This is a genomic window from Wenxinia marina DSM 24838, assembly GCF_000379485.1.
Lineage (GTDB): Bacteria > Pseudomonadota > Alphaproteobacteria > Rhodobacterales > Rhodobacteraceae > Wenxinia > Wenxinia marina.
Map to the genome: position 1 here is coordinate 330,632 of NZ_KB902276.1, position 24,748 is coordinate 355,379.

22 protein-coding genes are annotated in these 24,748 nt (G+C 71.6%); 12 read left to right on the top strand and 10 right to left on the bottom strand.

From position 1 onward, the window contains the following. Positions 1–3: 3 nt before the first annotated feature. The 4 genes from A37W_RS0101665 to A37W_RS0101680 all read left to right on the top strand — a co-directional run bounded on the left by A37W_RS0101665 (position 4) and on the right by A37W_RS0101680 (position 3,931). Positions 4–1,014 carry a carbohydrate ABC transporter permease gene (locus tag A37W_RS0101665; protein WP_018301290.1) on the top strand — a complete coding sequence of 337 codons (1,011 nt, stop codon included), beginning with the start codon at positions 4–6 and terminating at the stop codon, positions 1,012–1,014. 156 nt (positions 1,015–1,170) lie between these two features. Beyond that, positions 1,171–1,326 carry a hypothetical protein gene (locus tag A37W_RS23625; RefSeq protein ID WP_018301291.1) on the top strand — a complete coding sequence of 52 codons (156 nt, stop codon included), beginning with the start codon at positions 1,171–1,173 and terminating at the stop codon, positions 1,324–1,326. A gap of 496 nt (positions 1,327–1,822) precedes the next feature. Further along, complete coding sequence (locus A37W_RS0101675; protein ID WP_018301292.1) at positions 1,823–2,884, top strand: carbohydrate ABC transporter permease; 1,062 nt, start codon at positions 1,823–1,825, stop codon at positions 2,882–2,884. Next, complete coding sequence (locus A37W_RS0101680) at positions 2,885–3,931, top strand: ABC transporter ATP-binding protein (protein ID WP_018301293.1); 1,047 nt, start codon at positions 2,885–2,887, stop codon at positions 3,929–3,931. It begins immediately after the preceding gene. Between the two features lie 121 nt (positions 3,932–4,052). On the opposite strand, the gene A37W_RS0101685 is transcribed toward A37W_RS0101680, so the two are convergent. The 7 genes from A37W_RS0101685 to A37W_RS0101715 form a co-directional block, all read right to left on the bottom strand. Beyond that, entirely contained in the window at positions 4,053–4,826 is a 774-nt protein-coding gene (locus tag A37W_RS0101685; protein WP_018301294.1) for an HpcH/HpaI aldolase family protein, read from the bottom strand. Between the two features lie 23 nt (positions 4,827–4,849). Next, positions 4,850–5,287 (bottom strand): type II 3-dehydroquinate dehydratase, encoded by a 438-nt coding sequence (gene aroQ / locus A37W_RS0101690; RefSeq protein WP_018301295.1) that lies wholly within the window; start codon positions 5,285–5,287, stop codon positions 4,850–4,852. Positions 5,288–5,629: 342 nt separating this feature from the next. Beyond that, positions 5,630–6,589: an aldo/keto reductase gene (locus tag A37W_RS0101695; RefSeq protein ID WP_018301296.1), complete on the bottom strand. Its 960-nt coding sequence runs from the start codon at positions 6,587–6,589 to the stop codon at positions 5,630–5,632. Beyond that, the gene (locus A37W_RS0101700; protein WP_229666010.1) at positions 6,586–7,464 is read right to left on the bottom strand and encodes an amidohydrolase family protein; all 879 of its coding nucleotides are present in this window, start codon (positions 7,462–7,464) and stop codon (positions 6,586–6,588) included. Before A37W_RS0101700 ends, A37W_RS0101695 begins: the two co-directional genes overlap by 4 nt. Continuing rightward, entirely contained in the window at positions 7,461–8,264 is an 804-nt protein-coding gene (locus tag A37W_RS0101705) for a hypothetical protein (RefSeq protein ID WP_018301298.1), read from the bottom strand. The genes A37W_RS0101700 and A37W_RS0101705 overlap by 4 nt, the downstream gene beginning before the upstream one ends. A 36-nt stretch (positions 8,265–8,300) precedes the next feature. Beyond that, positions 8,301–9,458 (bottom strand): fumarylacetoacetate hydrolase family protein, encoded by a 1,158-nt coding sequence (locus A37W_RS0101710; protein ID WP_018301299.1) that lies wholly within the window; start codon positions 9,456–9,458, stop codon positions 8,301–8,303. Further along, positions 9,455–10,177 carry an SDR family oxidoreductase gene (locus tag A37W_RS0101715; protein WP_018301300.1) on the bottom strand — a complete coding sequence of 241 codons (723 nt, stop codon included), beginning with the start codon at positions 10,175–10,177 and terminating at the stop codon, positions 9,455–9,457. Before A37W_RS0101715 ends, A37W_RS0101710 begins: the two co-directional genes overlap by 4 nt. A gap of 114 nt (positions 10,178–10,291) precedes the next feature. Here A37W_RS0101715 and A37W_RS20705 point away from each other — a divergent pair, with 114 nt between their 5' ends. The 5 genes from A37W_RS20705 to A37W_RS0101740 are packed head-to-tail and all read left to right on the top strand — an operon-like array spanning position 10,292 to position 18,438. Then, on the top strand, positions 10,292–10,969 hold the full coding sequence (locus A37W_RS20705) for an SOS response-associated peptidase (RefSeq protein WP_018301301.1): 678 nt from the start codon (positions 10,292–10,294) through the stop codon (positions 10,967–10,969). Between the two features lie 48 nt (positions 10,970–11,017). Then, positions 11,018–13,273 (top strand): acyl-CoA dehydrogenase, encoded by a 2,256-nt coding sequence (locus tag A37W_RS0101725; protein WP_018301302.1) that lies wholly within the window; start codon positions 11,018–11,020, stop codon positions 13,271–13,273. Next, positions 13,270–14,550: an acetyl-CoA C-acetyltransferase gene (locus A37W_RS0101730; RefSeq protein ID WP_018301303.1), complete on the top strand. Its 1,281-nt coding sequence runs from the start codon at positions 13,270–13,272 to the stop codon at positions 14,548–14,550. The genes A37W_RS0101725 and A37W_RS0101730 overlap by 4 nt, the downstream gene beginning before the upstream one ends. Then, entirely contained in the window at positions 14,547–16,619 is a 2,073-nt protein-coding gene (locus A37W_RS0101735) for a 3-hydroxyacyl-CoA dehydrogenase NAD-binding domain-containing protein (RefSeq protein WP_018301304.1), read from the top strand. The genes A37W_RS0101730 and A37W_RS0101735 overlap by 4 nt, the downstream gene beginning before the upstream one ends. Then, positions 16,594–18,438: an acetyl-CoA hydrolase/transferase C-terminal domain-containing protein gene (locus A37W_RS0101740; protein WP_018301305.1), complete on the top strand. Its 1,845-nt coding sequence runs from the start codon at positions 16,594–16,596 to the stop codon at positions 18,436–18,438. The genes A37W_RS0101735 and A37W_RS0101740 overlap by 26 nt, the downstream gene beginning before the upstream one ends. Here the strand turns inward: A37W_RS0101740 and A37W_RS0101745 are convergent. From A37W_RS0101745 to A37W_RS0101755, 3 genes are read right to left on the bottom strand one after another with little or no spacing between them, the layout of a single operon-like run. After that, the gene (locus tag A37W_RS0101745) at positions 18,435–19,082 is read right to left on the bottom strand and encodes an HAD-IA family hydrolase (RefSeq protein ID WP_040753278.1); all 648 of its coding nucleotides are present in this window, start codon (positions 19,080–19,082) and stop codon (positions 18,435–18,437) included. The two genes, A37W_RS0101740 and A37W_RS0101745, sit on opposite strands and share 4 nt — an antisense overlap. Then, a complete protein-coding gene (locus A37W_RS0101750; RefSeq protein WP_018301307.1) occupies positions 19,079–19,633 on the bottom strand; it encodes a thioredoxin family protein in 555 nt (184 codons plus the stop codon). Before A37W_RS0101750 ends, A37W_RS0101745 begins: the two co-directional genes overlap by 4 nt. Before the next feature lie 58 nt (positions 19,634–19,691). Continuing rightward, entirely contained in the window at positions 19,692–20,930 is a 1,239-nt protein-coding gene (locus A37W_RS0101755; RefSeq protein WP_018301308.1) for an aminotransferase class V-fold PLP-dependent enzyme, read from the bottom strand. Between the two features lie 135 nt (positions 20,931–21,065). Between A37W_RS0101755 and araD1 the strand changes: the two genes are divergently transcribed. Genes araD1 through A37W_RS0101770 form a run of 3 tightly spaced genes read left to right on the top strand, consistent with a single transcriptional unit; the run spans position 21,066 to position 24,718 of the window. After that, positions 21,066–22,043 (top strand): AraD1 family protein, encoded by a 978-nt coding sequence (araD1, locus tag A37W_RS0101760; RefSeq protein ID WP_018301309.1) that lies wholly within the window; start codon positions 21,066–21,068, stop codon positions 22,041–22,043. A 9-nt stretch (positions 22,044–22,052) separates the two neighbouring features. Continuing rightward, complete coding sequence (gene araD / locus A37W_RS0101765; RefSeq protein ID WP_018301310.1) at positions 22,053–23,795, top strand: L-arabinonate dehydratase; 1,743 nt, start codon at positions 22,053–22,055, stop codon at positions 23,793–23,795. Then, positions 23,795–24,718 (top strand): Gfo/Idh/MocA family protein, encoded by a 924-nt coding sequence (locus A37W_RS0101770; RefSeq protein ID WP_018301311.1) that lies wholly within the window; start codon positions 23,795–23,797, stop codon positions 24,716–24,718. Before araD ends, A37W_RS0101770 begins: the two co-directional genes overlap by 1 nt. Positions 24,719–24,748: the final 30 nt, after the last annotated feature.

Sequence of the window (24,748 nt, forward strand, 5' to 3'; positions counted from 1 at the left end):
CGCGTGGGCACGATCAGGCACAGGACCGGCGCCGTCCTCGCGGCGCCGCTCGTCCTCCTCGCCCGCCTCGTGGACGTGCCGATGCGCGCGCTGCAGAGGCGGACGGGGCAGGGCGGCATGGCGGCCGCGTTCCTGCTGCCGAACATGGCGATCTTCGGCGTGTTCGTGCTGGTGCCGCTGGCGCTGAACGTCGTCTACTCGACCACCGCGGGGACCGACATCCTGCTGGCGGACCGGACGTACGTCGGCGGCCAGCAGTACGCGCGCCTTCTGGAGTGCCAGGATTACGCGCGCCCCATCACCTGCCGCGAGGACCAGTTCTGGACCGCCGCCCGCAACACCGGCGTGTTCGTCGTCCTGCAGGTGACGACGATGGTCGTCGTCTCGCTGATCACCGCGCTGATCCTGAACCGCGAGATCCGCGGCCGGGGGTTCTTTCGCGCCGTGTTCTTCTTCCCGGTGCTGCTGTCGCCGGTTGTCGTCGGCCTGATCTGGCGCTGGATTCTCCAGCGGCAGGGCCTCCTCAACCTCATCATGGTGAACCTCGGGCTGGAACCCGAGGTCTGGCTGAACGACCGCACCTACGCCTTCGGCGCCGCCATCGGCGTGTCGGTCTGGGCGCACATGGGGTTCTACACGCTGATCCTGCTGGCCGGGCTGCAGGCGATCCCGAAGGACCTCTACGAGGCCGCTCAGATGGACGGGACCGGCCCGGCGCGGGTCTTCCGGCGGATCACGCTGCCGCTGCTGATGCCGAACCTCGCCGTGGTGCTGGTGCTGGCGCTGATCCGGGGGGTGCAGATCTTCGACGAGGTCTACGTGCTGACCGGCGGCGGGCCCGGCACGTCGACGATGTTCCTGACGCAGTACATCTACGAGACCGGTTTCGCGTCGGTCCTGCGCAACCCGGGACTGGCGGCGGCGGCGTCGATCCTGATGGGTCTGGTTCTGGTGGTGCTGACGCTGGCGCAGCTGTGGCTGAGCCGCCGGGCCGAGGGGAGGGGAGTGCGATGATCGCAGCGCTCCGCGCCCCGGCCGCGAGCCGGGGCCCCGCGTCGATCGGGGCGCCTGCGCCCAGCCTCGCGGGGCCCCGGGTCAGGCCCGGGGCGGGGAGCTCCGTCCGCCGCTCGTCTCCACCGGCCGCGAGCCGGCGGGCCCGGCACGTCGACGATGTTCCTCACGCAGTACATCTACGAGACCGGATTCGCGTCGGTCCTGCGCAACCCGGGACTGGCGGCGGCGGCGTCGATCCTGATGGGGCTGGTGGTGCTGATGCTGGCGCAGCTGTGGCTGAGCCGCCGGGCCGAGGGGAGGGGGACGCGATGATCGGAGCGCTTCCCGCCCCGGCCGCGAGCCGGGGCCTCGCGCCGATCGGGGCGCCTGCGCCCAGCCTCCCGGGGCCCCGGGTCAGGCCCGGGGCGGGGAGCTCCGTCCGCCGCTCGTCTCCACCGGTCGCGAGCCGGGGCCTCGCGGAGGTCAGAGAGACGGCCAACAGCCGCGCGAGGCCCCGGGTCGAGCCCGGGGCGGGTGTTCCCGGATCATCGGCGCCGGCGCTTCGCGCCCCGGCCGTGAGCCGGGGCCATGCGGGGACGGGAGGGGTCGCGCCTCGTTCGGCGAGGTCCCGGGTCAGGCCCGGGGCGGGGGGCTCCATCCGCCGCTCGTCTCCACCCGCCCCGGCCCCGAGCCGGGGCCTCGCGGAGGTCAGAGTGACGGCGCACGGCCCGGCGGGGCTCCGGGTCAGGCCCGGGGCGAGGTCGCCAGCAATTCGCCGGGCCGCGCTGCCTGCCGGCGCAGCGTCGTGCCGCGCCGTGGGCTCCGCCCGATGAACCGCCTGACCTTCCTCCTCGCCCGCCGCGGCCGCACCGGCGCCGGCCGTGGCTGGCACTGGACCGACGTCGTCACCTGGGTCTGGCTGATCGGCGGCACGGTCCTGATGTTCGGCCCGGCGCTCTGGCTCGTCTCGTCCTCGCTGAAAGGCCCCGCCCAGCTGGCGGAGTTCCCGCCGACGCTGCTGCCCTACGTGCAGGAGACGGCTCAGGTGGAGGGCTACGACGCCCCCCTCCCGCTCTACCGCGCCACCGCCGAGGACGGCGAGACCCGCGTCCTGGCCGAGATCCGCCGCGTCGGGACGAACGCCCAGATGATCGACCCCGCCGCCCCGGACGAGCGGCTGAACGTGAACATCGCCGACCGGGAGCCGCTCCGCCGTCTCGGCATCGCGGCGGACAACTACGTCGCGCCGCTCGTGGCGAACGACTTCCTGCGCTACCTCTGGAACTCTGTCTTCGTCACCGTGATGGCGACGCTGATCACGCTGGTCACCAATTCCATGGCCGCCTTCGCGCTGTCCAAGTACCGCTTCCGCGGCCGCGACGCGGTGATGCTGCTGATCGTGGCCACGCTGATGGTGCCGCTGTCGGTGATCCTCGTGCCGCTGTACTCGGTCGTGAACGCCACCGGCCTTCTCGGCTCGCTCTGGGGCGTCATCCTGCCCACGGTGGCGACGCCCACGGGCGTGTTTCTCCTGCGCCAGTACATGCTGACGATTCCCGACGAGCTGCTCGAGGCGGCGCGGATGGATCACGCCAGCGAGTGGCAGATCTACTGGCGCATCGTCCTGCCGCTGGCCGCGCCGGCGCTGGCGGTTCTGGCGATCTTCTCGGTCGTGTGGCGCTGGAACGATTTCCTGTGGCCGCTCATCGTGCTCAGCCGGCGCGAGACCTACACCCTGCAGGTCGGCCTCAACACCTATGCCGGTGAGCTCAACGTGCAGTGGCACTACATCCTGGCGATGACGGTGGTGACGATGATCCCGGTGGTGCTGGTCTTCGTGTTCCTGCAGCGCTTCATCACCACGGGGATCGCGGGAGCGGGGATCAAGTAGATGGGACGGATCCAGCTTCACGGCATCACCAGGAGCTTCGCGGGGACGGAAGTGATCCACGGCGTCGACCTCGCGGTCGAGGACGGCGAGCTGGTCGTCTTCGTCGGGCCGTCCGGCTGCGGCAAGTCCACGCTGCTGCGGCTGATCGCCGGCCTCGACCGGCCGACGACGGGCCGGGTGGAGATCGACGGGCGGGACGTCACCCGCGTCAGCGCCGCCGACCGGGGGCTGGCGATGGTGTTCCAGTCCTACGCCCTCTACCCGCACATGACGGTGCGCCAGAACCTCTCCTTCGGCCTGGAGAACACCCGCATGCCGAAGGCCGAGATCGCCGCCCGCGTGGACGAGGCGGCGCGGATGCTGGAGATCGGCGAGCTGCTCTCGCGGCGGCCGACGCAGCTGTCCGGCGGCCAGCGCCAGCGCGTCGCCATCGGCCGCGCCATCGTGCGCGAGCCTCTCGCGTTCCTGCTGGACGAGCCGCTGTCGAACCTCGACGCCGAGCTTCGCGTCTCCATGCGCGCGGAACTGGCGGCGCTGCACGACCGCCTCGGCACCACGATGATTTACGTCACCCACGACCAGGTCGAGGCGATGACGCTCGCCGACCGGATCGTCGTCCTCCGCGCCGGCCGGGTGGAGCAGGTGGACACGCCCCTCGGCCTCTTCAACCGGCCCGGCAACCTGTTCGTCGCCGGCTTCATCGGCGCGCCGAACATGAACCTGTTCCGCACCCGGGCGGAGGGCGGTGTGGCGGAGCTCCCGGGCGGGCTGAAGGTCGACGCCCGCGGGGCAGGAGAGGTGACGGTCGGCATCCGGCCGCAGCACCTGCATCTGGCCGACGGCGGCGAGGCGGCGCTGGAGGGGACGGTGCGGCTGGTCGAGGCGCTGGGGACCGAGACGGTCGTCCATGCCGCGGCGGCGGACGGCACGGCGCTCGTCACGGTCCTCCCCGGTCAGGCCGCCGTCCGGCCCGGCGAGACGATCCGCCTCGCCCCCGACCGCGCGGCGCTGCACCTCTTCGACGCGGACGGGCGGCGCATGGAGTAGACGCCATGTTCGGCCCGCCGCAGGCGGCGGGCCGACCGGGGGACCGGTCCCCCGGACCCCCTGGGATATTTATGGCTCGATGAGAGGGAGGGGCGGTCGACGGCCGGCAAGTCTTGCGACGTCAGCCGAGGCGCGTGCGCCAGCCTGCCAGCCGGTCGCGCACGCCTCGGCCGAGGATCGCGCTGTCGATGTCGACGCCGGTGAAGAGGCTGCCCGCCTCGACCATCTCGGCGACCGCGTCCTGGTCGGCCGACAGGTAGCCGGCGGGCTTGCCCGCCGCCCGGATCCGGCGCATCGCCTCGGCGCAGGTCCTGCGGACCTCGGGATGGCTCGGCTGGCCCGGGTAGCCCATGCTGGCGGCGAGATCGGCGGGCCCGATGAAGAGGGCGTCGATTCCCGGCACCGCCGCGATGTCCTCCAGTACGTCGAGCGCCTGCACCGTCTCGATCTGCACCATCAGCAGGATCTCCTCCCGCGCGCGGGCGACGTAGTCGGCGACCTGACCGTAGCGGTTGGCGCGGGTGTTGGCGGCGACGCCGCGGATGCCTCGGGTCGGGTAGTCCACGGCCGCCGCCGCCAGCTCGGCTTCCCCGACGGTCTGGACATAGGGGATCAGCAGCGACTGCGCGCCGAAGTCGAGCAGGCGCTTGATCTCGGCGACGTCCAGCGAGGTCGGCCGCACGACGGTGGAGACCGGGTAGGGGGCGGCGGCCTGCAGGAGCGACAGGACGGTGAGCGTGTCGACGGCGGAATGCTCGGTGTCGAAGAGGATCCAGTCGTAGCCGGCCCCGGCATACATCTCGGCCGTGGTGACGTCGTTGATCGTGCTCCAGAGGCCGATCTGCTGGCGGCCCGCCAGAAGGGCGGCCTTGAGGGCGTTGCGGGGAAGGTCCATCGGGCAGGCTCCGGGAAATGAGGTCAGTCGGCGCGGGCGAGGCTCAGCAGACGACGGACCGCCGCCTCGTAGCCGTACGTGCCGAGGCCGGCGATCACGGCGTCGGCGCGGGCGGAGACGTAGGAGTGATGCCGGAAGGCCTCACGCTTGTGGATGTTGGAGATGTGCACCTCCATCACCGGGCCGTCGAAGGCGTTCAGCGCGTCGAGGATCGCGATCGAGGTGTGCGACAGGGCGCCGGGGTTGATGACGATGCCGGCGGCCGTCTCGCGCGCCTCGTGGATCCAGTCGACGATCTGGCCCTCCCAGTTCGACTGGAGCGCGCGCAGATCCCACCCGTCCGGCAGCAGCGCCCGGCAGGCCGTCTCGACGTCCGCCAGCGTCTCGCGGCCGTAGATGTCGGGCTGCCGCTGGCCGAGGAGGTTCAGGTTCGGCCCGTTCAGCAGGTAGATCGTCGGCATCCGTCCGGTTCCCCCCGTCGTCCCCGGGATCTGTAACCCGGCCGGCGGGGCGGAGGCGAGCGGAAACCGGGCAGGTCGGCGAGGCGCGTGCTTGGGAGGGGCGTGCTTGGGAGGGGCGTCCGGGGGCTGATGGTAGGTCAGGCCCGCCGCACGCGACCGCCGCCCCGGCCCTGGGCCGGGGCCTCGCCGAGCCGGGCGCTCCATCCCGTCTGGGCCCCGGCTCAAGGCCGGGGCGGGGTCTCTTGACGGCCGGGGCAGCTCAAGGCCGGGGCGGGGTCTCTTGACGGCCGGGGCGGCTCAGGCCGAGGCGGGTTCCTTTTGAAAGCCGGGCCTCCGCCGCCCTCACCCCGGCCGGTAGACCCGGTCCGCCTCGGGGTCGCGGTCGGACGCCGGCAGCGCCAGCAGCTCGTCCCACGCCGCCTGCGGGATCTCCGCCGCGGCCCAGTCCAGCGTCTGCGTCACCCGCTCGGGCCGGGAGACGCCGATGACGGTCGAGGCGATCCGGGGATCGCGCATCGAGAACTGCAGCGCGGCGGCGCCGGGGTCGATGCCGTGGCGGGCGCAGATTTCCTCGATCCGGCGCACCGGCTTCAGCGCCTCCTCGCTGGCCTCCTGGTAGGTCACGCGCTTCATCCGGTCGGCGCCCTTGGCGAGGACGCCGCCGGCGAAGGGCGCGGCGTTCAGGACGGCCATGCCGCGGGCGCGGGCGTCGTCGAACAGCGCCTCGGAGGCACGGTTCAGCAGGGTGAAGCGGTTGTGGTTCAGGATGACGTCGAACGGCCGCTCGCGCACCAGCGGCTCCATGATGTCGAGGCGGCCCATGGCGAGGCCGACGGCCGTCGCCAGCCCCTCCTCCTTCAGCCGGAACAGTTCGTCCAGCGCGCCACCCGTGCGCGTTATCTCGTTCAGATCGCGGGCATGTTCGGGATCGTGCAGGTGCAGCAGGTCGATCCGTTCCACCCCCAGCGCCGTCAGGCTCTCCTCCAGCGACCGGCGCACGCGATCCGCGTCGAAGCGCCCCGTCTCCATGTCGCGGTCGAGCTTGGTGGCCAGCACGAACCCCTCCGGCAGGCCGCGGTCGCGGATCACCGCGCCGATCCGCTCTTCCGAGCGGCCGAGGCCGTAGTTGCGCGAGGTGTCGAGGAAGTTCACCGGGCCGTCGAGGATGGCCTCCACCGTCGCGCGGGCGCGCGCCTCGTCCACGTCGTAGCCATAGGTGCCCGGCATCCCGCCGAGGGCGGAGCCCCCGAAGCAGATGGGCGTGACCTGAAGGCCGGTCCGGCCGAGCGGGTGCTTGTTCATCTCGTCTCCTCCAGTCGGTAGACCTCTGCCGCCGTGCCGCCGAACAGGCGGGCGCGGTCCTGGTCGTCCAGGTGCGACGTCAGCGCCTCGGCCGCCGTCAGCCAGTCGGCGTACTCGCAGCGCAGGCGGACCACGGGCCAGTCCGAGCCCCACATGGTCCGCCGGGGGCCGAACACCTTCAGCAGGTGGTCGACGTAGGGGCGCAGGTCCTCGACCGACCAGTCCGGCCCGGCTTCGGTGACGAGGCCCGACAGCTTCACGGCCGCGTCCGTCTGCTCCGCCAGTCGGGTCATCCCCGCCGCCCAGTCGTCGAAGCCTCCGGAACCGGCGGCGATCTGCGGCTTCAGGCCGTGGTCAAGGACGCAGTGCAGTTCGGGCGTAGCGCGAAGAATGATCAGGAAGTTGACGATATGGATCGGAAATCCCAGTGCGTCGAAGGCGAGATCAGCCTCGGCGACCGCCTCGATCCCGCGCCGCACGTCTGGCCGCAGCATCCAGTCCCGGTCGGGAATGTCCTGGATCATCGGCCGGATGCCGACGAGCTTCGGGTGCGGCGCGAGCCGGTGCAGGTCGCTCAGGTCGCCCTCCAGGTCCACCCAGCCGACCACGCCCGCGACCCACGGCGTCGCGTCGGCGATGCCAAGGAGGTACTCCGTCTCGGCCACCGTGGGCGCGGCCTGCACCAGCACGGTCCGGTCGATCCCGGCGGCCTGCAGCAGCGGCGCCAGGTCCGTCGGTCCGTAGGGTCGCGACAGCACGGGATCGTCCGGCGGCAGCCAGCCGTAGTCGCCGCGCGCGGGGTGCCAGAAGTGCTGATGCGCGTCGATCCGCTCCATCCCGGCATCCTGACCGGCGGTGCGGGCGGGCGCAATCACTCGCGCCAGTGCTCGGCGATCCAGGGGGTCGGGCGGACGTAGTGGCGCAGATGCTTGTCGAGCCGTTCGGTCCGCTCGCCGCGCAGGCCTGCCGCGACATGGGCGAGGGCGCCGCGCACCGGCCCGTCCCCGTTCCACCGTCCGGCCAGCGCGTCGGGCGGATTGAGGCCGCCGGGGAAGATCACGACGCGGGTGGCGGCGGGCAGGCGGGGCGGGCGCATCAGGTTCACCGGGAACGGCGGCACCAGGTGGTGGCGGAAGTGCGCGACCCAGCCCTTCGGCCAGAACGACACGCCGCCCGGCGCGGTGCGGGTCACGTAGCGCTGCTCCCACCGATAGCGGTCGGCGGTGCCCTGCGGGTCGGCGAGGAAGGCGGCCCGCAGGGGCGCCAGCTTGCCGATCGGAAAGCGGAAGATCGAGGTCTGGCCCAGCTTCTCGAACGGGGTATTGGGGTTGCGGGCGAGGATCACGTCGTCCGGCGCGCCCACCTCGAAGAAGGCGTCCAGCGAGCCGGTCACGACGAGGTCGAGGTCGAGGAACAGGACCGGCCCCGACAGGCCGCCGAGCTCCTCCGCCCAGAGGCGCGACTTGCCCCAGATGCCGGGCGTGTTCCTCGGCATCTCGCAGCCGAGGGGCGGCAGCGGGATCACCTCGATCTCCGGCCGCAGGCCGCCCGTGTCGTCCGTCACGCAGTGGAACGAGAAGGGCGGCGTCAGGTGGCGCGCGACCATGCCGTAGAGGCGGTTCACGTACTCGGCGCCGTACTTGGTGCCCCACCGGATGCACAGGACCTGCTTCATGCGCCGCCCCTGACAGACCCGCGCACCCCCCGCAAGTCAGGCCAGGAGGCCGCGCCCCGCGAGGTTGCGCATCAGCGCGCCGGCGCCGAACGTCCATTCCGGCGCTTCGGTCGACAGCCGCACCACGTTGCTGAGTTCGCCCAGCGACGCCTCGCGGATTCGCACCACGTCGCCGACCTTGTGGGTGAAGCCCTGGCCCGGCGCGTCCCGGTCCTGCACCGGCGCGAAGAGCGTGCCGAGGAACAGGACGAGGCCGTCCGGATACTGGTGATGCCGCCCGATCGCCTGGGTAATCAGGTCCGCCGGGTCGCGGCTGATCCGGCTCATCGACGAGCGGCCGTCGAGGACGAAACCGTCCTCGCCCTCGACCCGCAGCGTCAGTTCGGCGCGCCGCACGTCGTCCAGCCCCCAGTCGCCGTCGAACAGGCGCAGGAACGGTCCGATCGCGCCGGAGGCGTTGTTGTCCTTCGCCTTGCCGAGGAGGAGGGCGGAGCGCCCCTCGACGTCGCGCAGGTTGACGTCGTTCCCGAGGGTGGCGCCGAGGATGCGGCCCCGGCTGTCGGCGGCCAGCACGATCTCGGGCTCCGGATTGTTCCAGGTCGAGACGGGGTGCAGTCCGACGGCGGCGCCCCAGCCCACCGCGCTCATCGGCTGGCCCTTGGTGAACACCTCGGCGTCCGGGCCGATCCCGACCTCGAGGTAGGGCGACCAAAGCCCCTCGGCCTGCAGGACGCGCTTCACCTCGGCGGCCTTCTCGGAGCCAGGCACCAGGCCCCGCAGCGAGTCGCCGATCACTTCGGCCACCCGCGACCGGATCGCCTCGGCGGCGGAGGCGTCGCCGGCGGCCCGCTCCTCGATGACGCGCTCGACCATCGAATCCGCAAAGGTCACGCCGCAGGCCTTCACCGCCTGCAGGTCGCAGGGCGCGAGGAGGCGCAGGGAGTCCGCGCCCGCGCCCTCGTTCGAAGCGTCGGCAAGGGCGTCCAGCGTGCAGACCGTCTCGCCGTCCGCACCGGCGACGAACGCCGCCGGATCGTCCAGCTCCAGCAGGTCCCTCATGGTGGGCGCCGCGGCGCCGGTGATGTCCACCACGTCGTCGCCGCGCAGCGTGACCAGCGCGGGGCCGATGCCGGGCCGCCAGATGCGGCCCACGAAGAGGCCCTCGGGCCGGCCGTCGGGAAAGGGTGTGCTCATGTCGCTGCCCAGCCTCCGTCGATGATGTGTGCCTGTCCGGTGGTGAAGGCGCTCTCGTCCGAGGCGAGGTAGACGGCCAGTGCCGCCACCTCCTGCGGGGTGCCGATCCGCCCCATCGGCTGGCGCGCGATGAAGGCCTTGAGCGCCGTGTCGTAGTCGCCCGTCGCCCGCAGCCGGGCGTGCATGGAGGGGGAATCGACGGTGCCCGGGCAGATGCAGTTGCAGCGCACGCCGGTCGTCACGAAATCCACCGCGACCGACTTTGTCAGCCCGATCACCGCCGACTTCGACAGCCCGTAGAGGCAGCGGTTCGGCGCGGCGAGGATGGTCGAGGCGACGGACGCGATGTTGACGATGGAGCCGGTCCCCCGCTCCAGCATCGCCGGCAGCGCCGCCTGGATCGCGTGCATCTGCGCCCGGACGTTCAGGTTCAGCGCGGCGTCGAACGCCTCGTCGGTGATGTCGAGGACGGTGCCCCCGTGCACGATCCCCGCGCAATTGGCGAGGATGTCGGGCGAGGCGCCGCGCACCGCCGCCTGCAGCGCGGCGCGGTCGGTCACGTCGAGGGGATAGGTCGTCGCCTCCAGCCCGTCCAGCAGGTCGGCGTTCACGTCGGTCGCCGTCACCGCCGCGCCCTCGGCCGCAAAGGCCTCGGCGATGGCGCGGCCGATGCCCTGGCCGGCCGCGGTGACGAAGGCTGTCTTGCCGCGCAGTCTCATGGTCCCGTCCTCCCGGGCGGACGATGCGACGGAGGCGGGTCCATGTCCATGCCCCGGCTCGACATCGCGGCCGGAGGGTGCCTTGATGGCGCCGCCGGACGAAGGGGCAGGGCGATGTGCAACCTCTACTCGATGACCCGCACCCAGGATGAGATGCGCCGCCTGTTCGAGGAGTTCGAGGCGGCGGACCACCTCGGCAACCAGGGTCCGCTGGAGGAGATCTATCCCGACCAGCCCGCGCCGATCCTGCGGAACGGCGAGGCGGGCCGGGCGCTGGCCCCCGCGCGCTGGGGGATGCCCTCGCCGAAGATGGCGCTGGAGGGCAAGAAGACCGACCGCGGCGTGACCAACGTGCGCAACACCGCCAGCCCGCACTGGCGGCGCTGGCTGGGGGTCGGGAGCCGCTGCCTCGTCCCCTTCACCCGCTTCGCCGAGCCGCACCACCAGACGAAGAAGAACCACTGGTTCGAGGTCGCCGACGGCCGCCCCGCCGCCTTCGCCGGGATCTGGGTTCCGCAGTGGACGTCGGTCCGCAAGCTGAAGGACGGCGAGACGACGGACGATCTCTACGCCTTTCTCACCACGTCGCCGAACGCCGAGGTGGGCGCCGTCCATCCCAAGGCGATGCCGGTGATCCTGATCGGCGCGGACGCCTGGCGAACGTGGCTCGCCGCGGGCTGGGACGAGGCGGGCGCGCTGCAGCGGCCGCTGCCCGACGGCACGCTCGCGACCATCGCGCCCGAGGAGGCGCCATCGCCGCAGCAGGTGGAGCGTCAGCCGCGCCTTCTCTGACGCCGCGTCCCGAAGGGAACCGGCGGCGGCCGCCCGGGTTGGGCCAGCATGTCCAGCTTCCGACGAGACTACGTCACCAAGCCCGTCTTCCGCTGGGCGCGGAAGGCCCTGCCGCAATTGTCCGAGACCGAGGCCGAAGCCCTCGCCGCCGGCGAGGTCTGGTGGGAGGCGGAGCTGTTCTCCGGCAATCCCGACTGGTCGAAGCTGGCCGCCGTTAAGGCGCCGACGTTGACGGCGGAGGAGCAGGCGTTCCTCGACGGTCCCTGCGCCGAGCTCTGCGGGATGCTGGACGACTGGACGATCAACCAGAAGACGGCCGACCTGTCGCCCGCGGTCTGGGATTTCCTGCGCGAGAAGCAGTTCTTCGGCATGATCATCCCCAAGGAGTACGGCGGCCTCGGCTTCTCGGCCTACGCCCATTCCGAGATCGTCCGCTACATTTCCACCCGCTCCGTCGCCGCCGCAGTGACCGTCATGGTCCCGAACTCCCTTGGCCCCGGCGAGCTGCTCCACCAGTTCGGCACGAAAGAGCAGAAGGACCACTGGATGCCCCGCCTCGCCTCGGGCGAGGAGGTTCCGTGCTTCGGCCTGACGTCCGAGGAGGCGGGATCCGACGCGTCGGCTATGGTTGATCGCGGGATCGTCTGCAGGGGCCAGTGGAACGGCGAGGAGGTGCTGGGCATCCGCCTGACCTGGGCCAAGCGCTACATCACGCTCGCCCCCGTCGCGACCGTGCTCGGCCTTGCCTTCAAGCTGGAGGATCCGGACCGCCTGATCGGCGAGACCGAGCATATCGGCATCACCTGCGCCCTCGTCCCGACCGACCTGCCGGGCGTCGAGACCGGGCGCCGCCACATCCCGGCGGGCACGATGTTCATGAACGGCCCGACGACCGGGACGGACGTGTTCATCCCGCTCGATCACATCATCGGCGGGCCGGACTATGCCGGCAAGGGCTGGATGATGCTGATGAGCGCGCTCGCCGCGGGCCGTGGCATCTCGCTGCCGTCGCTCTCGGCCGCCGCGACCGCGATGGCGACCCACACCACCGGCGCCTACGCCCGCGTGCGCCAGCAGTTCGGCCTGCCGATCGGCCTGTTCGGCGGCGTGCAGGAGGTGATCGCCGGCCTCGCCGGCGACGCCTACTCTCTCGACGCCGCCCGCCGCCTCACCTGCGCAGGGCTGGACGAGGGCAGGGCGCTGGCCGTCATCTCGGCCATCATGAAGGCGCACGCGACCTATCGGATGCGCGACGCGATCAACGCCGCGATGGACGTCCACTCCGGCAAGGCGGTGATCGACGGGCCGATGAACTACCTCTCGCCGCTCTACCGCGCGCAGCCGATCGCGATCACGGTGGAGGGCGCGAACATCGTCACCCGCAACCTCATCATCTTCGGCCAGGGATCGGTGCGCGCGCACCCGCACATGCTGGACGAGATGCAGGCGCTGTCGGAACCGGACGAGGAGAAGAGCCTCACCGAGTTCGACAGGCATTTCTGGAAGCACGTCGCCCACTCGCTGAAGACGTTCGGCCGCGCCGTCGGTCGCGCCTGGACCGGCGCCGCCTTCGCCCCCGCGCCCAAGGGTGCCGGCCGCGTCGCTCGCCACTATCGCCGCGCCGCCCGCTGGTCCGCCGCCTTTGCGCTGACGGCGGATTTCGCCTTCCTCACCCTCGGCGGGGCGCTGAAGCGCAAGGAGATGATCTCTGCCCGCCTCGGCGACGTTCTGTCCGAGCTCTACTTCGTGACGGCCACGCTGAAGCGGTGGGACGACGAGGGACGAAACGAGGCGGACCTGCCGCTGGTCGACCACTCGGCCGAGGTCGCGTTCGACCGCATCGGCCGCTCGCTCGACGCCGTCCTCGCCAACTTTCCCGCCCGTTGGGCCGCCTGGATCCTTCGCGCCGCCACGCTTCCGCGCCGGCACGGCCGCGGCCCTGCCGACGACCTGTCCGAGCGCGTGGCGAAGATCACGCTGGAGCCGTCCGCGGCCCGCGACCGCCTCGTCGGCCGCTGCTACGACGGGTGCGACCGTGACGGCGTCGAGGTGCTCAACCGCGCCTGGCGGCTGGTCGTGAACGCCGAGCCGATCCGCAAGCGCCTCCGCGAGGCCAGGAAGACGCCGCACGAGGCGCTTCACCTCGGCCTGATCTCCGACGCCGAGGCTGCGCAGCTGCGCGAGATGGACGAGGCGGTGCGGGCCACCGTCGCCGTGGACGACTTCACGCCCGAGGCGCTTGCCGAGTACTTCCCGCAACTCGGCACCGGCGCTCACCGGCCGCAGCAGGAGGCCGCCGAATGAGCCGACCCGTCTACCTCGTCGACGGCGCCCGGACGCCGTTCCTCAAGGCCCGCTCCGGCCCGGGCCCTTTCACACCCGTCGACCTCGCCGTGCAGGCCGGCCGGCCATTGCTGGCGCGCCAGCCGCTGCGGCGCGAGGACATCGAACTGGTGGTTCTCGGCTGCGTCAACGTCATCGCGGACGAGATGAACCCGGCCCGCGTCGCCGCCCTGCGCCTCGGCATCCCGGTCGACACGCCGGCCTTCACCGTGCAGATCAACTGCGGCTCGGGCATGCAGTCGATCGACACGGCCTTCCGTTACATCGCCGCCGGCCACCACGACATCATCCTCGCCGGCGGAACCGAGGCGCTGTCGCATTCGCCCCTCGTCCTCTCCGGCGAGGCGACCGAATGGTATGCCGGGTTCGCCCGCGCCAGGGGGCCGATCGACGCCGCCCGGCAGGCGGCAAAGGTCCGACCCGACTTCTTCAAGCCCGTCATCGGGCTGGAGCGCGGTCTCACGGATCCGATCACCGACCTGAACATGGGCCAGACCGCCGAGGTCCTGGCCTACCGCTTCGGCATCGACCGCAAGGCGGCGGACACCTACGCGATGGAAAGCCACCACCGCCTCGCCCGCGCGCAGAAGGAAGGGTGGCTGGAGGACGAGGTGCAGCCCGCCGTCGCCCGCGACGGCCGCGCCTACGACCACGACGACGGGGTCCGGCCGGACAGCGACATGGCCGGCCTCGCCAAGCTCAAGCCGGCGTTCGAGAAGCCCTACGGCAAGGTCACCCCCGGCAATTCGTCGCAGATCACCGACGGCGCGTCCTGGACGCTGCTCGCCTCCGAGGAGGCGGTGGAGCGGCACGGCCTGACTCCCATCGCCCGCATCGTCGACAGCGAATGGGCCGCCCTCGACCCTGCCGTCATGGGCCTCGGCCCCGTCCTGTGCTCCACCCCGCTGGCGCAGCGGCACGGCATCGGGCCGGGTGACGTCCTGTGGGAGCTGAACGAGGCGTTCGCGGCGCAGGTGCTGTCCTGCGTCGCCGCGTGGCAGGACGACGACTTCTGCCGCGAGGTGCTGGGTCTGGACGGCGCCTGGGGCCGCATCGACCGCGACAGCCTCAACGTCGACGGCGGCGCGATCTCCCTCGGCCACCCGGTCGGCACGTCCGGCAACCGGATCGTCCTGCACCTCGCGAACGCGATGAAGCGCCTCGGCCGCCCGCGCGGCATCGCCACCGAGTGCATCGGCGGCGGGCAGGGCGGCGCGATGCTGCTGGAGGTTGCATGAAACCCGGACCCGTTCTTTCGCACCTCGGCTGGCCGCTGGAACTGGGGCCGGCGCAGGACGTCGCCCCCGACGGCGCGTGGCGCTCCGCTACCGATCAGGACGGCATCGCCTGGCTCGTTCTCGACTGCCCGGACAGCGGCACCAACACCGTCTCGGAGCTGGTCCTCACCGGCCTCGCCGAGCGCCTCGACGCGCTGGAGGGGGCGACACCGAAGGCCGTCGTCATCCGCTCCGCCAAGAAGAGCGGCTTCGCCGCCGGGGCCGACATAAAGGAATTCGAGGATCTCGGCCGCGAGGGCGCGGAAGAGCGGCTGCGCATGGGCCACGCCATCCTCGACCGCCTCGCCGCCCTGCCGTGCCCGACCCTAGCCGTCGTCCACGGCGCCGCCCTCGGCGGCGGCCTCGAGATCGCGCTCGCCTGCGACGCCCGGATCGCAATCGACGGTGCCTCCTTCGGCTTCCCCGAGGTGCGCCTCGGCCTGCATCCCGGGCTCGGCGGGACGTTCCGCCTGACTCAGCTGATCGACCCGACCGAGGCGATGCAGATGATGCTCACCGGCTCGTCTGCGCATACCCGCAAGGCGAAGAAGCTGGGGCTCGCCGACGTCGTCACCGAGGAGCGGCACGTGCGCAACGCCGTGCGGGCGCTGGCGGACGATCCGCCATCCCGGTCCTCCGGCCTCATGTCCTCCGCCTTCCGGTTCGAGCAGGCCCGCCGCCTCGCCGCCCGCCGGATGCGGTCGGAGACGGAGAAGAAGGCCCCGAAGGAGCATTACCCTGCGCCCCATGCCCTGATCGACCTGTGGGAAGAGCATGGCGCCGATCCCAAGGCGATGCAGCAGGCGGAGATCGCATCCTTCGCCGATCTGCTGCGCACCGATACCGCGAAGAACCTGATCCGCGTCTTCTTCCTGCAGCAGCGCCTGAAGTCTAAGGCGAGGGGCGACAGCGGCATCTCGCACGTGCACGTCATCGGAGCGGGCGCGATGGGCGGCGACATCGCCGCCTGGGCCGCGCTGAAGGGCGCCCGCGTGACGCTGGGCGACGTGGCGCTGGAGCCGCTGGGCAAGGCGATGAAACGCGCCGAAGAGATCTGCAAGGGTGCCCATCTGGACAGCCTCGGCACCCGCGACGCCCTCGACCGGCTGATGCCGGACCCGAACGGCTACGGCGTCACCTCCGCCGACCTCATCATCGAGGCCGCGCCGGAGAAGCCGGACCTGAAGGCCAAGCTGTACGACGGTCTGAAGGGCCGGATGAGGGACGGCGCGATCCTCGCCACCAACACCTCGTCCCTGCGCCTTTCAGGCCTCCGCGACGGCGTCCCCGACGCCGCGCGGTTCGCCGGCCTGCACTTCTTCAACCCGGTGCCGAAGATGCAGCTGGTGGAAGTCGTCTCCCACGACGGCACCGCGCCGGACGTCCGCGACCGCCTGCTCGCCTTCTGCGGCGACATCGGCAAGCTGCCGGTCCCCGTGGCCGACTATCCCGGCTTCCTCGTCAACCGGGCGCTCACGCCGTACCTGCTGGAGGCGATGCTGCTGCTGGACGAAGGGGTGGAAAAGGAGACGATCGACCGCGCCGCCGTGCGGTTCGGGATGCCGATGGGGCCGATCGCGCTCGCGGACGAGGTCGGCCTCGACATCTGCCTCGACGTGGCCGAGAGCCTGCAGCGCGACCTGGACGAGCCTATCCCCGAGGTGCCCGAGCGCGCCCGCACGCTGGTGGCCGACGGCCACACCGGCGAGAAATCGGGGCAGGGCTTCTACGACTGGTCGAACGGCCGCCCCGACCCCGGCGACGGCGACGTGCCCGACGGTCTGACCGACCGTCTGATCCTGCCGATGCTGAACGCCTGCGTCGAATGCCTGCGCAGGGACGTCGTCGGCGACCCCGACGACGTCGACGGTGCGATGATCTTCGCGACGGGCTTCCCGCCGTTCCGCGGCGGGCCGATGCATTATGCCCGGGCCCGCGGCGTGGGCGAGGTGACGGCGGCGCTGCGCACGCTGGAAGAGCAGCACGGGCCGCGCTTCCGCCCTGATGCCGGCTGGTCCCGGCTCGCCTGACGTGGCGCCGGTCACGTCGCGCGACCCCCGCGCCCTTGTCCGGGAGATCGCCGCCCGCGTCGGTCCCGACATCCGGGTGGCGCTTCCCCTCGGCCTCGGCAAACCGGTCACGCTGCTGAATGCGCTGATCGACGTGGTGCGCGAAGACCGCTCGCTGAACCTCTCGATCTTCACGGCCTTGACGCTGGAGCGCCCCGCCGCGTCCTCGGACCTGGAGCGGCGGTTCCTCGAGCCCGCCGCGGACAGGCTCTTCGGCCGTTATCCCGAGATCGCCTACGCCCGGATGCTCCGCGACGGCACGCTGCCGCCGAACATCGAGGTTCGCGAGTTCTTCCTCATGGCCGGCCGCTGGATGAGCAACGAGACGGTCCAGCAGTCCTACACGCCCGCCGCCTATGTCCACGCATTCGACCGGCTGGTCGAGCGGCGGCCCAACGTCCTCCTCCAGCTCGTCCCGCGCCTCGGCGACGACTTCAGCCTGTCCTGCAACACCGACATTTCCGCCGATCTGTTCCGCCTTCGCCGCGACGGCGCCCTCGACTTCCTCGCCGCCTGCGAGACGAACGCTGCGCTGCCCGCCTTCGGCGGCGCCGCCCGCCTGCCGGCCGAGGATGTCGACCTCCTCCTCACCGGCCACGAGGAGTTCGAGCTGTTCTCCGCCCCGCGCCAGCCGGTCAGCGAGGCACAACACGCCATCGGCCTGCACGTCGCCCGCACGATCCCCGACGGCGGCACCCTGCAGGTCGGCATCGGCGCCCTCGGCGACGCGGTCGCCAACGCGCTGCTCCTGCGCGGCGACGGCCGCTTCCCTGCCATCGCGGAGGCCGATCCGTTCTCCGCCGCCTTCGCCGAGGCCGGCCGCTTCGAGACGGGCCTCTACTGCACGACCGAGATGTTCGTCGCCGGCCTGCTCGCGTTGGTCCAGGCCGGCGTGATCCGCAGGCAGGAGATGGGCGCCGTCCTGCACGCCGGGTTCTTCGTCGAGAGCCGCGACTTCTACGGCAGACTCAAGGCGATGGAGCCCGATCTTCACGGGCGGCTCGAGATGGTCCCGGTCTCCTTCACCAACGCCCTCTACGGCGACGAGGCCGCCAAGCGTGCCGCCCGGCAGGGTGCGCGTTTCGTCAATGCCGCGATGAAGGCGACCCTCCTCGGCGCCGTCTGTTCGGATGCGACGGAGGGCGAGACCACCGTCTCCGGCGTCGGCGGGCAGATGGACTTCGTCCTGCAGGCCTTCGCTCTCCAGGGCGCCCGCTCGGTCCTGACGCTCCCCGCCACCCGCAAGAGCCACGGTCGCACCGAGAGCAACATCGTCTGGAGCTACGGCCACACCACGATCCCGCACTTCCTGCGCGATCTGATCGTGACCGAATACGGCATCGCCGACCTGCGCGGAAAGACGGATGCGCAGGCCGCGGCCGCGATGGTCTGCATCGCCGACGCCCGCTATCAGGACGACCTGACCGAGGCCGCGAAGAAGGCCGGCAAGCTGCCGAGGGACTGGCAGGTGCCGCCGGCCCGTCGCAACAACACGCCGGAGGCCGTGACACACTGGCTGGACAGGTTCCGCGACGACGTGCCGGCCTTCCCCCTCGGCACCGACTTCACCGAGATCGAGCAGCGGCTTCTCCCCGCTCTGGCCCGCCTGAAATCCGCCTCCGGCCGCCGCCTCGGCATTCCGTCGCTGATCGCGCGGACCCTCGGCCGCCCGGCGGTGGAGGGAGAGGACGCCGCGCTCGCCAGGTTGGATCTCGCGCAACCGAAGGGTCTGAAGGATCGCCTGACCGCCCGCGCCGTGCGCGCCGCGCTGCGCGCCTAGGACAGCACCTCGTCCACCAGCCCCGGCAGCGCCTGCCAGTCGTCGAACGTCGCCCGGTGCGGCAGGTCCTCCACCGGCGCCTTGCGGTAGCCTTCGGTGAACAGCAGGAGCGGCACGCCTGCGGCCGCCGCCGTTTCGGCGTCGACGTCGCCGTCACCCACATAGACCTCCGGCCCGGAGCCCAGCCTCTCGAACACCGCCCGCAGCGCGCCGGGGTCGGGCTTGCGCACCGGCAGGCTGTCGCCGCCGAGGACCGCCCCGAACAGATCGGCGATGCCGAAATGCGCCAGCGCCGCCTTCGTGGGCGAGATCGGCTTGTTGGTGCAGACGCCCAGGGCGTGCCGCCCGGCCAGCGCCTCCAGCGCCTCGCGCACGCCGGGATACAGCCGCGTCTCGCCCAGCGCGTCGTCGTAGCCGGCGAGGTAGCCGTTCAGCAGCCGCTCCTGCGCGCTGTCGGGAATGCCGCGCGCCTCGCGCATCCTGCGGATGAAGGCCGGCGCGCCGTCGCCGACGAAGCCTCTCGCCTCGTCCATCGTCAGCGGCTCCGCCCCCTCCTGCGCCAGCAGCCCGTTCGCAAGCTTGCGGATGTCCGGCAGGCTGTCGATGAGCGTGCCGTCGAGGTCGAAGACGATCCGCGCCCTCACGCCGCCTTCCACTTGATCGAGCAGCCCATCGACGGCACCTGGTCCGCCGGGCCGCGGCCGGTCTCGGCCACCAGTTTCATCGCCTCATAGAGTTCGCGCTGCGCGTCCGGCGCCGCCGGCCGATTGCGCGATTCGTCAAGCCGGCCGCGATATTGCAGGCCGTCGCTTGCGTCGAAGCCGAAGAAGTCGGGCGTGCAGGCCGCGTCATAGGCGCGGGCGACCGACTGGTCCTCGTCGTGCAGGTACGGGAACGGAAAGTCCCGCTCCTCCGCCATCTTCTTCATGTTCTCGAAGCTGTCCGCCGGGTGGCTGTCCGCGTCGTTCGAGCAGATCGCCGCGACGCCGATCCCCAGCGCCTGCAGGGCCGTCGCGTCGCGGATGATCCGGTCGAGGACGGCGAGCACGTAAGGGCAGTGGTTGCAGATGAACATGACCAGCGTGCCGTTCGGCCCGCGGATGTCGGACAGGGCGTAGGTCCGGCCATCCGTGGCCGGCAGCGTGAAGTCCGGGGCGGTCCAGCCGAAGTCGCAGACGGGGGGTGTGGCGGCCATGGGCTCTCTCCTTCGTGCGGACGACGGGACAGCTAGTCCCGCCGCCGGCCCGGACCACTCAGGCCCCGATGATCCGCGCCATCGCGGCGAGCAGGCTGCGCACCTCGGCGAGGCTGTTGTAGTGCCCGAACGAGACCCGCACGCAGTCGGCGAGGCCGAGCGGCGTCAGCACGTTGCCGGAATAGACGTCGGCGTTGCGCGAATGGACGCGGATGCCCTCGTCCGCCAGCGCACGCACGATCTCGCCCGCCGGCCGGCCCGCCACGTCGAACGAGACAACGCCCTCCCGGCGGCTGACGTCCTCGCCGCCGACCAGCGTCACGCCCGGCAGATCGCGCAGGCCGGCGAGGTTGCCCGAGCCTTCGATCAGCGCCTGTGCCAGTCCGCGCTCGTGCGCCCCGATCGCCTCGGCCGCAGCCTCCAGCCGCGCCCGCGGCTCGCCAGCGTCCGACACGGTGCCGCCGAGCCAGTCCAGATAGGCGACGACGTCCGACCACGTGGCGTAGGAGCCGGTGTCCCGCGTCCCGTGCTCCCACTTGCCGCCGATGCCCTCGCGCGGCAGCGCGGACAGCCGGTCCGAGGCCCAACCGATGCCGTAGCCGTGGCGCGAGAAGACCTTGTAGGGCGAGACGGCATAGCCGTCGGGCCGCGCCTCGGACAGGTCGACGGCGCCGTGGCTGGCATGCTGAATGCCGTCGACGATGATGAGCGCCTCCGGCGCCACCTCGCGGATCGTCGCGCAGATGGCCGCGAGATCCACCGACTGCCCGGTGACGGGCGAGGTGTGGATGACGCTCGCCACCCTTACCTCCGGCGTCAGGTGGGTGCGCCAGGCGTCCGCCGTCACGGTGCCGGTCGCGTCGTCGTGCGGCACCATCACGTGCGGCCGCCCCGTCACCTTCGCCCAGTGCGCCATCGCCTCGCGGCTGGCCGGATGCTCCAGTGTGGTGCCCAGCATCACGCCGCCCTCGGCCGCGCCGACGGCGGCGGTGCGCACGAGGCGGTACAGCACCTCGGTTCCGCTCTCGCCGAAGAAGATCTCGCCGCCGGGCGCGTTCAGGAACATCCGCGCGTCGTCCTTGCCCTTCGCGATCACCTGCATCAGCGCTGCCGAGGCGGGGTTGTCGCGGCCCTGGTTGTCGGGGATCGCCGCGAATCTCGCCGAGGTCTCCGCCACGGCATTCAGGTGCAGCGCGCCGCCCGCGCTCTCGAAGAAGATGCGGGGGCCGGAGAAGGGGCACGCCTCGACATGGGCGAAGCGGGAGCGGATATCTGTGAGGAGGGCGTCGGAGAACATGGGGGGAGCCTGTCTGGGAATCGGCGCGACCCTAGCGGCGTCGCGTGCGGACCGGAACAGGGAGTTGACGTCCGGCGCGGCAGACGGAAGTGTACGGCCCGATAGGGGGCGGGAACGGGCCCCCGGGGAGGATCCATGCATCTGTCACAGGTTCGCCGGGGCGGGGCCACCGCCGTGATCCGGCGCGAGGGAGAGACCGCGACCGTCGTGCCGGGCGCCGACAGCACGTACGCCCTGGCGATGGAGGCCGCGTCAGGCGGCGGCACGCTGGCCGGGGTGGTGGGCGCCCGTGGCACAGGCGAGGCGGTGGACCTTGCGGCGCTGGCCGCCGAAGGTGCGCTGCTGCCGCCGCTGACCCATCCCGATCCGGCGCACCTGCACCTCACGGGCACCGGCCTCACGCACCTTGGCAGCGCCGCGACCCGCGACGCGATGCACACCAAGAGCGACGCGGAACTCACCGATTCGATGAAGATGTTCCGGATGGGCCTCGAGAACGGCAAGCCGGCGCAGCTGCCCGGCGCCCAGCCCGAATGGTTCTACAAGGGCAACGGCCACGTCCTCGCCGCGCCGGGGGGCGACTTGGAGATGCCCGCCTTCGCCGAGGATGGCGGCGAGGAGCCGGAGATGGCCGGCCTCTACGTCATCGCCCCCGACGGAACGCCCGCCCGCGTCGGCTGGGCCCTCGCCAACGAATTCTCCGACCACGTGACCGAGCGCGTGAACTACCTCTGGCTCGCCCATTCCAAGCTGCGGATGGCGGCGATCGGCCCCGAGATTCTGGTGGGCGCGCTGCCGCAGGACGTGCGCGGCACCAGCCGCATCCGCCGGGGCGGCGACGTGATCTGGGAGAAGCCGTTCCTGTCGGGCGAGGCGAACATGTCCCACAGCTTCGCCAACCTCGAGCACCACCATTTCAAGTATCCGCTGTTCCGGCAGCCCGGCGACGTGCATGTGCACATGTTCGGCACCGCGACCCTGTCCTTCGCCGACGGCGTCTCGACCGAAGAGGGCGACGTCTTCGAGATCGAGGCGCCGGACTTCGGCCTGCCGCTGTCCAACCGCCTGAAACGCGCGTCCGATCAGGGCGTTGCGACCGTCCGTTCACTCTGAGGAAGAGCAATGTCCTTCAAGCCCGCCAAATGGCCCCGCAAACTCCGCTCGCAGGAATGGTTCGGCGGCACGTCCAAGGACGCGATCTACCACCGCGGCTGGATGCGCAACCAGGGCTTTCCGGTCGACCTGTTCGACGGCCGCCCGGTCATCGGCATCCTCAATACCTGGTCGGAACTGACGCCATGCAACGCGCACCTGCGCGACCTGGCCGAGCGGGTGAAGCACGGTATCTACGAGGCCGGCGGCTTTCCGGTCGAGGTTCCCGTCTTCTCGGCGTCCGAGAGCGCGTTCCGACCGACCGCGATGATGTTCCGCAACATCGCCGCGATGGCGGTGGAAGAGCAGATCCGCGGCCAGCCGATGGACGGCGTCGTGTGCCTCGTCGGCTGCGACAAGACCACGCCGTCGCTGCTCATGGGGGCCGCCTCCTGCGATCTGCCGACGATCATGGTGTCGGGCGGGCCGATGCTGAACGGCTACTTCAACGGCGAGCGCGTGGGTTCGGGTACACACATCTGGCGCTTCAACGCGGCGGTGAAGGCCGGCGACATGTCGATCGAGGAGTTCACCGCCGCCGAGGCCTCGATGTCCCGCTCGGCGGGGTCGTGCAACACGATGGGCACGGCGTCGACGATGGCGTCGATGGCCGAGGCGCTCGGCATGGCGCTGTCGGGCAACGCCGCGATTCCGGCCGTCGATTCCCGCCGTCGCGTGATGGCGCAGATGTCGGGCCGGCGCATCGTGCAGATGGTGAAGGACGACCTCAAACCCTCTGACGTGCTTACGAAAGAGGCGTTCGAGAACGCGATCCGCACCAACGCCGCCATCGGCGGATCGACGAATGCCGTGATCCACCTTCTCGCCATCGCCGGCCGGGTCGGCGTCGATCTCTCCCTCGAGGACTGGGACCGCTGCGGCCGCGACGTGCCGACGATCCTGAACCTGATGCCGTCGGGCGAGTACCTGATGGAGGAGTTCTTCTACGCCGGAGGCCTGCCCGTCGTCATCAAGCGCCTCGGCGAGGCGGGTCTGCTGCACAAGGACGCGCTCACCGTCTCGGGCGAGAGCGCGTGGGAGCAGGTCAAGGACGTGGTGAACCACAACGAGGAGGTGATCCGCCCCGCCGACCGCCCGCTGACCCAGTCCGGCGGCGTCGCGGTGCTCAAGGGCAACCTCGCCCCCCTCGGCGCGGTGCTGAAGCCCTCTGCCGCCACGGCCACGCTGATGGTGCACCGGGGCCGGGCCGTCGTGTTCGAAGACATCGACGACTACAAGGCGCGGATCGACGATCCCGACCTCGACATCGACGAGACCTGCGTGATGGTGTTGAAGAACTGCGGACCCAAGGGCTATCCCGGCATGGCCGAGGTCGGGAACATGGCGCTGCCGGCGAAGGTGCTGAGGAAGGGCATCACCGACATGGTGCGCATCTCGGACGCGCGGATGTCCGGCACCGCCTTCGGCACCGTGGTCCTGCACGTCTCGCCCGAGGCGGCGCAGGGCGGGCCGCTCGCCGTCGTCCAGTCCGGCGACTTCATCGAGCTGGACGTGCCGAACCGGCGCCTGCACCTCGACATCCCCAACGAGGAGCTGGCGAAGCGAGTCGCCGCCTGGGTCTCGCCCATCGAGCGGCCGACTTCGGGCTACGCGATGCTGCACCACGACCACGTGGAGGGCGCGGATTCCGGCGCCGACCTCGACTTCCTCAAGGGTTGCCGGGGCGCGCCGGTGGGGCGGGACAGCCACTGATGCGGGACATCGCCCTCGTCGGCATCGGCAAGATCGCGACCGACCAGCACGTGCCCGCGCTGGCGGCGTCGGAGGACTGGCGGCTCGTCGCGACCGTCTCCCGCTCGGGCACGGTGGAGGGCGTCGAGGCGTTCACCGACTTCGACGCGTTCCTCGAGGGACGGCCGGAGGTCGGCACCGTCTCGCTCTGCCTGCCGCCGGTACCGCGCTACGCCTATGCCGAGGCGGCGCTGCGGGCGGGCCGGCACGTCATGCTGGAGAAGCCGCCGGGCGCGACGCTGGCCGAGGTGCAGGCGCTGGCGCGGCTGGCGGACGAGGCGGGGCTGACGCTCTACGCCACGTGGCACAGCCGCATGGCGCCGGGCGTCGCGCCGGCGCGGGACTGGCTGGCGGACAAGCGCATCGAGCGGGTCGCCATCGACTGGCGCGAGGACGTGCGGCGCTGGCATCCCGGGCAGGAATGGGTCTTCGAGCCCGGCGGCATGGGCGTGTTCGACCCCGGCATCAACGCGCTGTCCATCCTGACCGCGATCCTGCCCTTCGACATCCACGTGCAACAGGCCACGCTGGAGGTACCGGAGAACCGGCAGACCCCCATCGGGGCCGAGATCGCCCTCTCGGGCAACGTCCGCGCGGTCTTCGACTGGCGGCACGAGGGCGAGCAGACCTGGAGGATCGAGGTCGATACCGACGCAGGCCGGCTGACGCTGAGCGAGGGCGGTCACCGGCTGACCATCGACGGGGCGGAGCAGGGGCCGGCGGCGGGCGGCGCGCCGATCCCGGGTGAGTACCCCGCCCTCTACGCCCGCATGGCCGAGCTGGTCGGGGCCGGGGCGTCGGACGTCGACCTCGCGCCGATGATCCATGTCGCCGACGCCATGACCCTCGGCCGCCGCGAGACGGCCCGGCCGTTCGAGTTCTGAGCGGGGGCTTGGGCCGTCCCGCCCCATCCG

Bases quoted from the DNA above. Each gene is read 5' to 3' on its own strand.
- A37W_RS23625 (WP_018301291.1), top strand. From the start codon at position 1,171: ATGTTCCTCACGCAGTACATCTACGAGACCGGATTCGCGTCGGTCCTG.
- A37W_RS0101680 (WP_018301293.1), top strand. From the start codon at position 2,885: ATGGGACGGATCCAGCTTCACGGCATCACCAGGAGCTTCGCGGGGACG.
- A37W_RS0101770 (WP_018301311.1), top strand. From the start codon at position 23,795: ATGCGGGACATCGCCCTCGTCGGCATCGGCAAGATCGCGACCGACCAG.
- A37W_RS0101730 (WP_018301303.1), top strand. From the start codon at position 13,270: ATGAGCCGACCCGTCTACCTCGTCGACGGCGCCCGGACGCCGTTCCTC.
- A37W_RS0101725 (WP_018301302.1), top strand. From the start codon at position 11,018: ATGTCCAGCTTCCGACGAGACTACGTCACCAAGCCCGTCTTCCGCTGG.
- A37W_RS0101705 (WP_018301298.1), bottom strand. From the start codon at position 8,264: ATGAAGCAGGTCCTGTGCATCCGGTGGGGCACCAAGTACGGCGCCGAG.
- A37W_RS0101710 (WP_018301299.1), bottom strand. From the start codon at position 9,458: ATGAGCACACCCTTTCCCGACGGCCGGCCCGAGGGCCTCTTCGTGGGC.
- A37W_RS0101685 (WP_018301294.1), bottom strand. From the start codon at position 4,826: ATGGACCTTCCCCGCAACGCCCTCAAGGCCGCCCTTCTGGCGGGCCGC.
- A37W_RS0101695 (WP_018301296.1), bottom strand. From the start codon at position 6,589: ATGAACAAGCACCCGCTCGGCCGGACCGGCCTTCAGGTCACGCCCATC.
- aroQ (WP_018301295.1), bottom strand. From the start codon at position 5,287: ATGCCGACGATCTACCTGCTGAACGGGCCGAACCTGAACCTCCTCGGC.
- araD (WP_018301310.1), top strand. From the start codon at position 22,053: ATGTCCTTCAAGCCCGCCAAATGGCCCCGCAAACTCCGCTCGCAGGAA.
- A37W_RS0101715 (WP_018301300.1), bottom strand. From the start codon at position 10,177: ATGAGACTGCGCGGCAAGACAGCCTTCGTCACCGCGGCCGGCCAGGGC.
- A37W_RS20705 (WP_018301301.1), top strand. From the start codon at position 10,292: ATGTGCAACCTCTACTCGATGACCCGCACCCAGGATGAGATGCGCCGC.
- A37W_RS0101750 (WP_018301307.1), bottom strand. From the start codon at position 19,633: ATGGCCGCCACACCCCCCGTCTGCGACTTCGGCTGGACCGCCCCGGAC.
- A37W_RS0101755 (WP_018301308.1), bottom strand. From the start codon at position 20,930: ATGTTCTCCGACGCCCTCCTCACAGATATCCGCTCCCGCTTCGCCCAT.
- A37W_RS0101740 (WP_018301305.1), top strand. From the start codon at position 16,594: ATGCCGGCTGGTCCCGGCTCGCCTGACGTGGCGCCGGTCACGTCGCGC.
- araD1 (WP_018301309.1), top strand. From the start codon at position 21,066: ATGCATCTGTCACAGGTTCGCCGGGGCGGGGCCACCGCCGTGATCCGG.
- A37W_RS0101675 (WP_018301292.1), top strand. From the start codon at position 1,823: ATGAACCGCCTGACCTTCCTCCTCGCCCGCCGCGGCCGCACCGGCGCC.
- A37W_RS0101735 (WP_018301304.1), top strand. From the start codon at position 14,547: ATGAAACCCGGACCCGTTCTTTCGCACCTCGGCTGGCCGCTGGAACTG.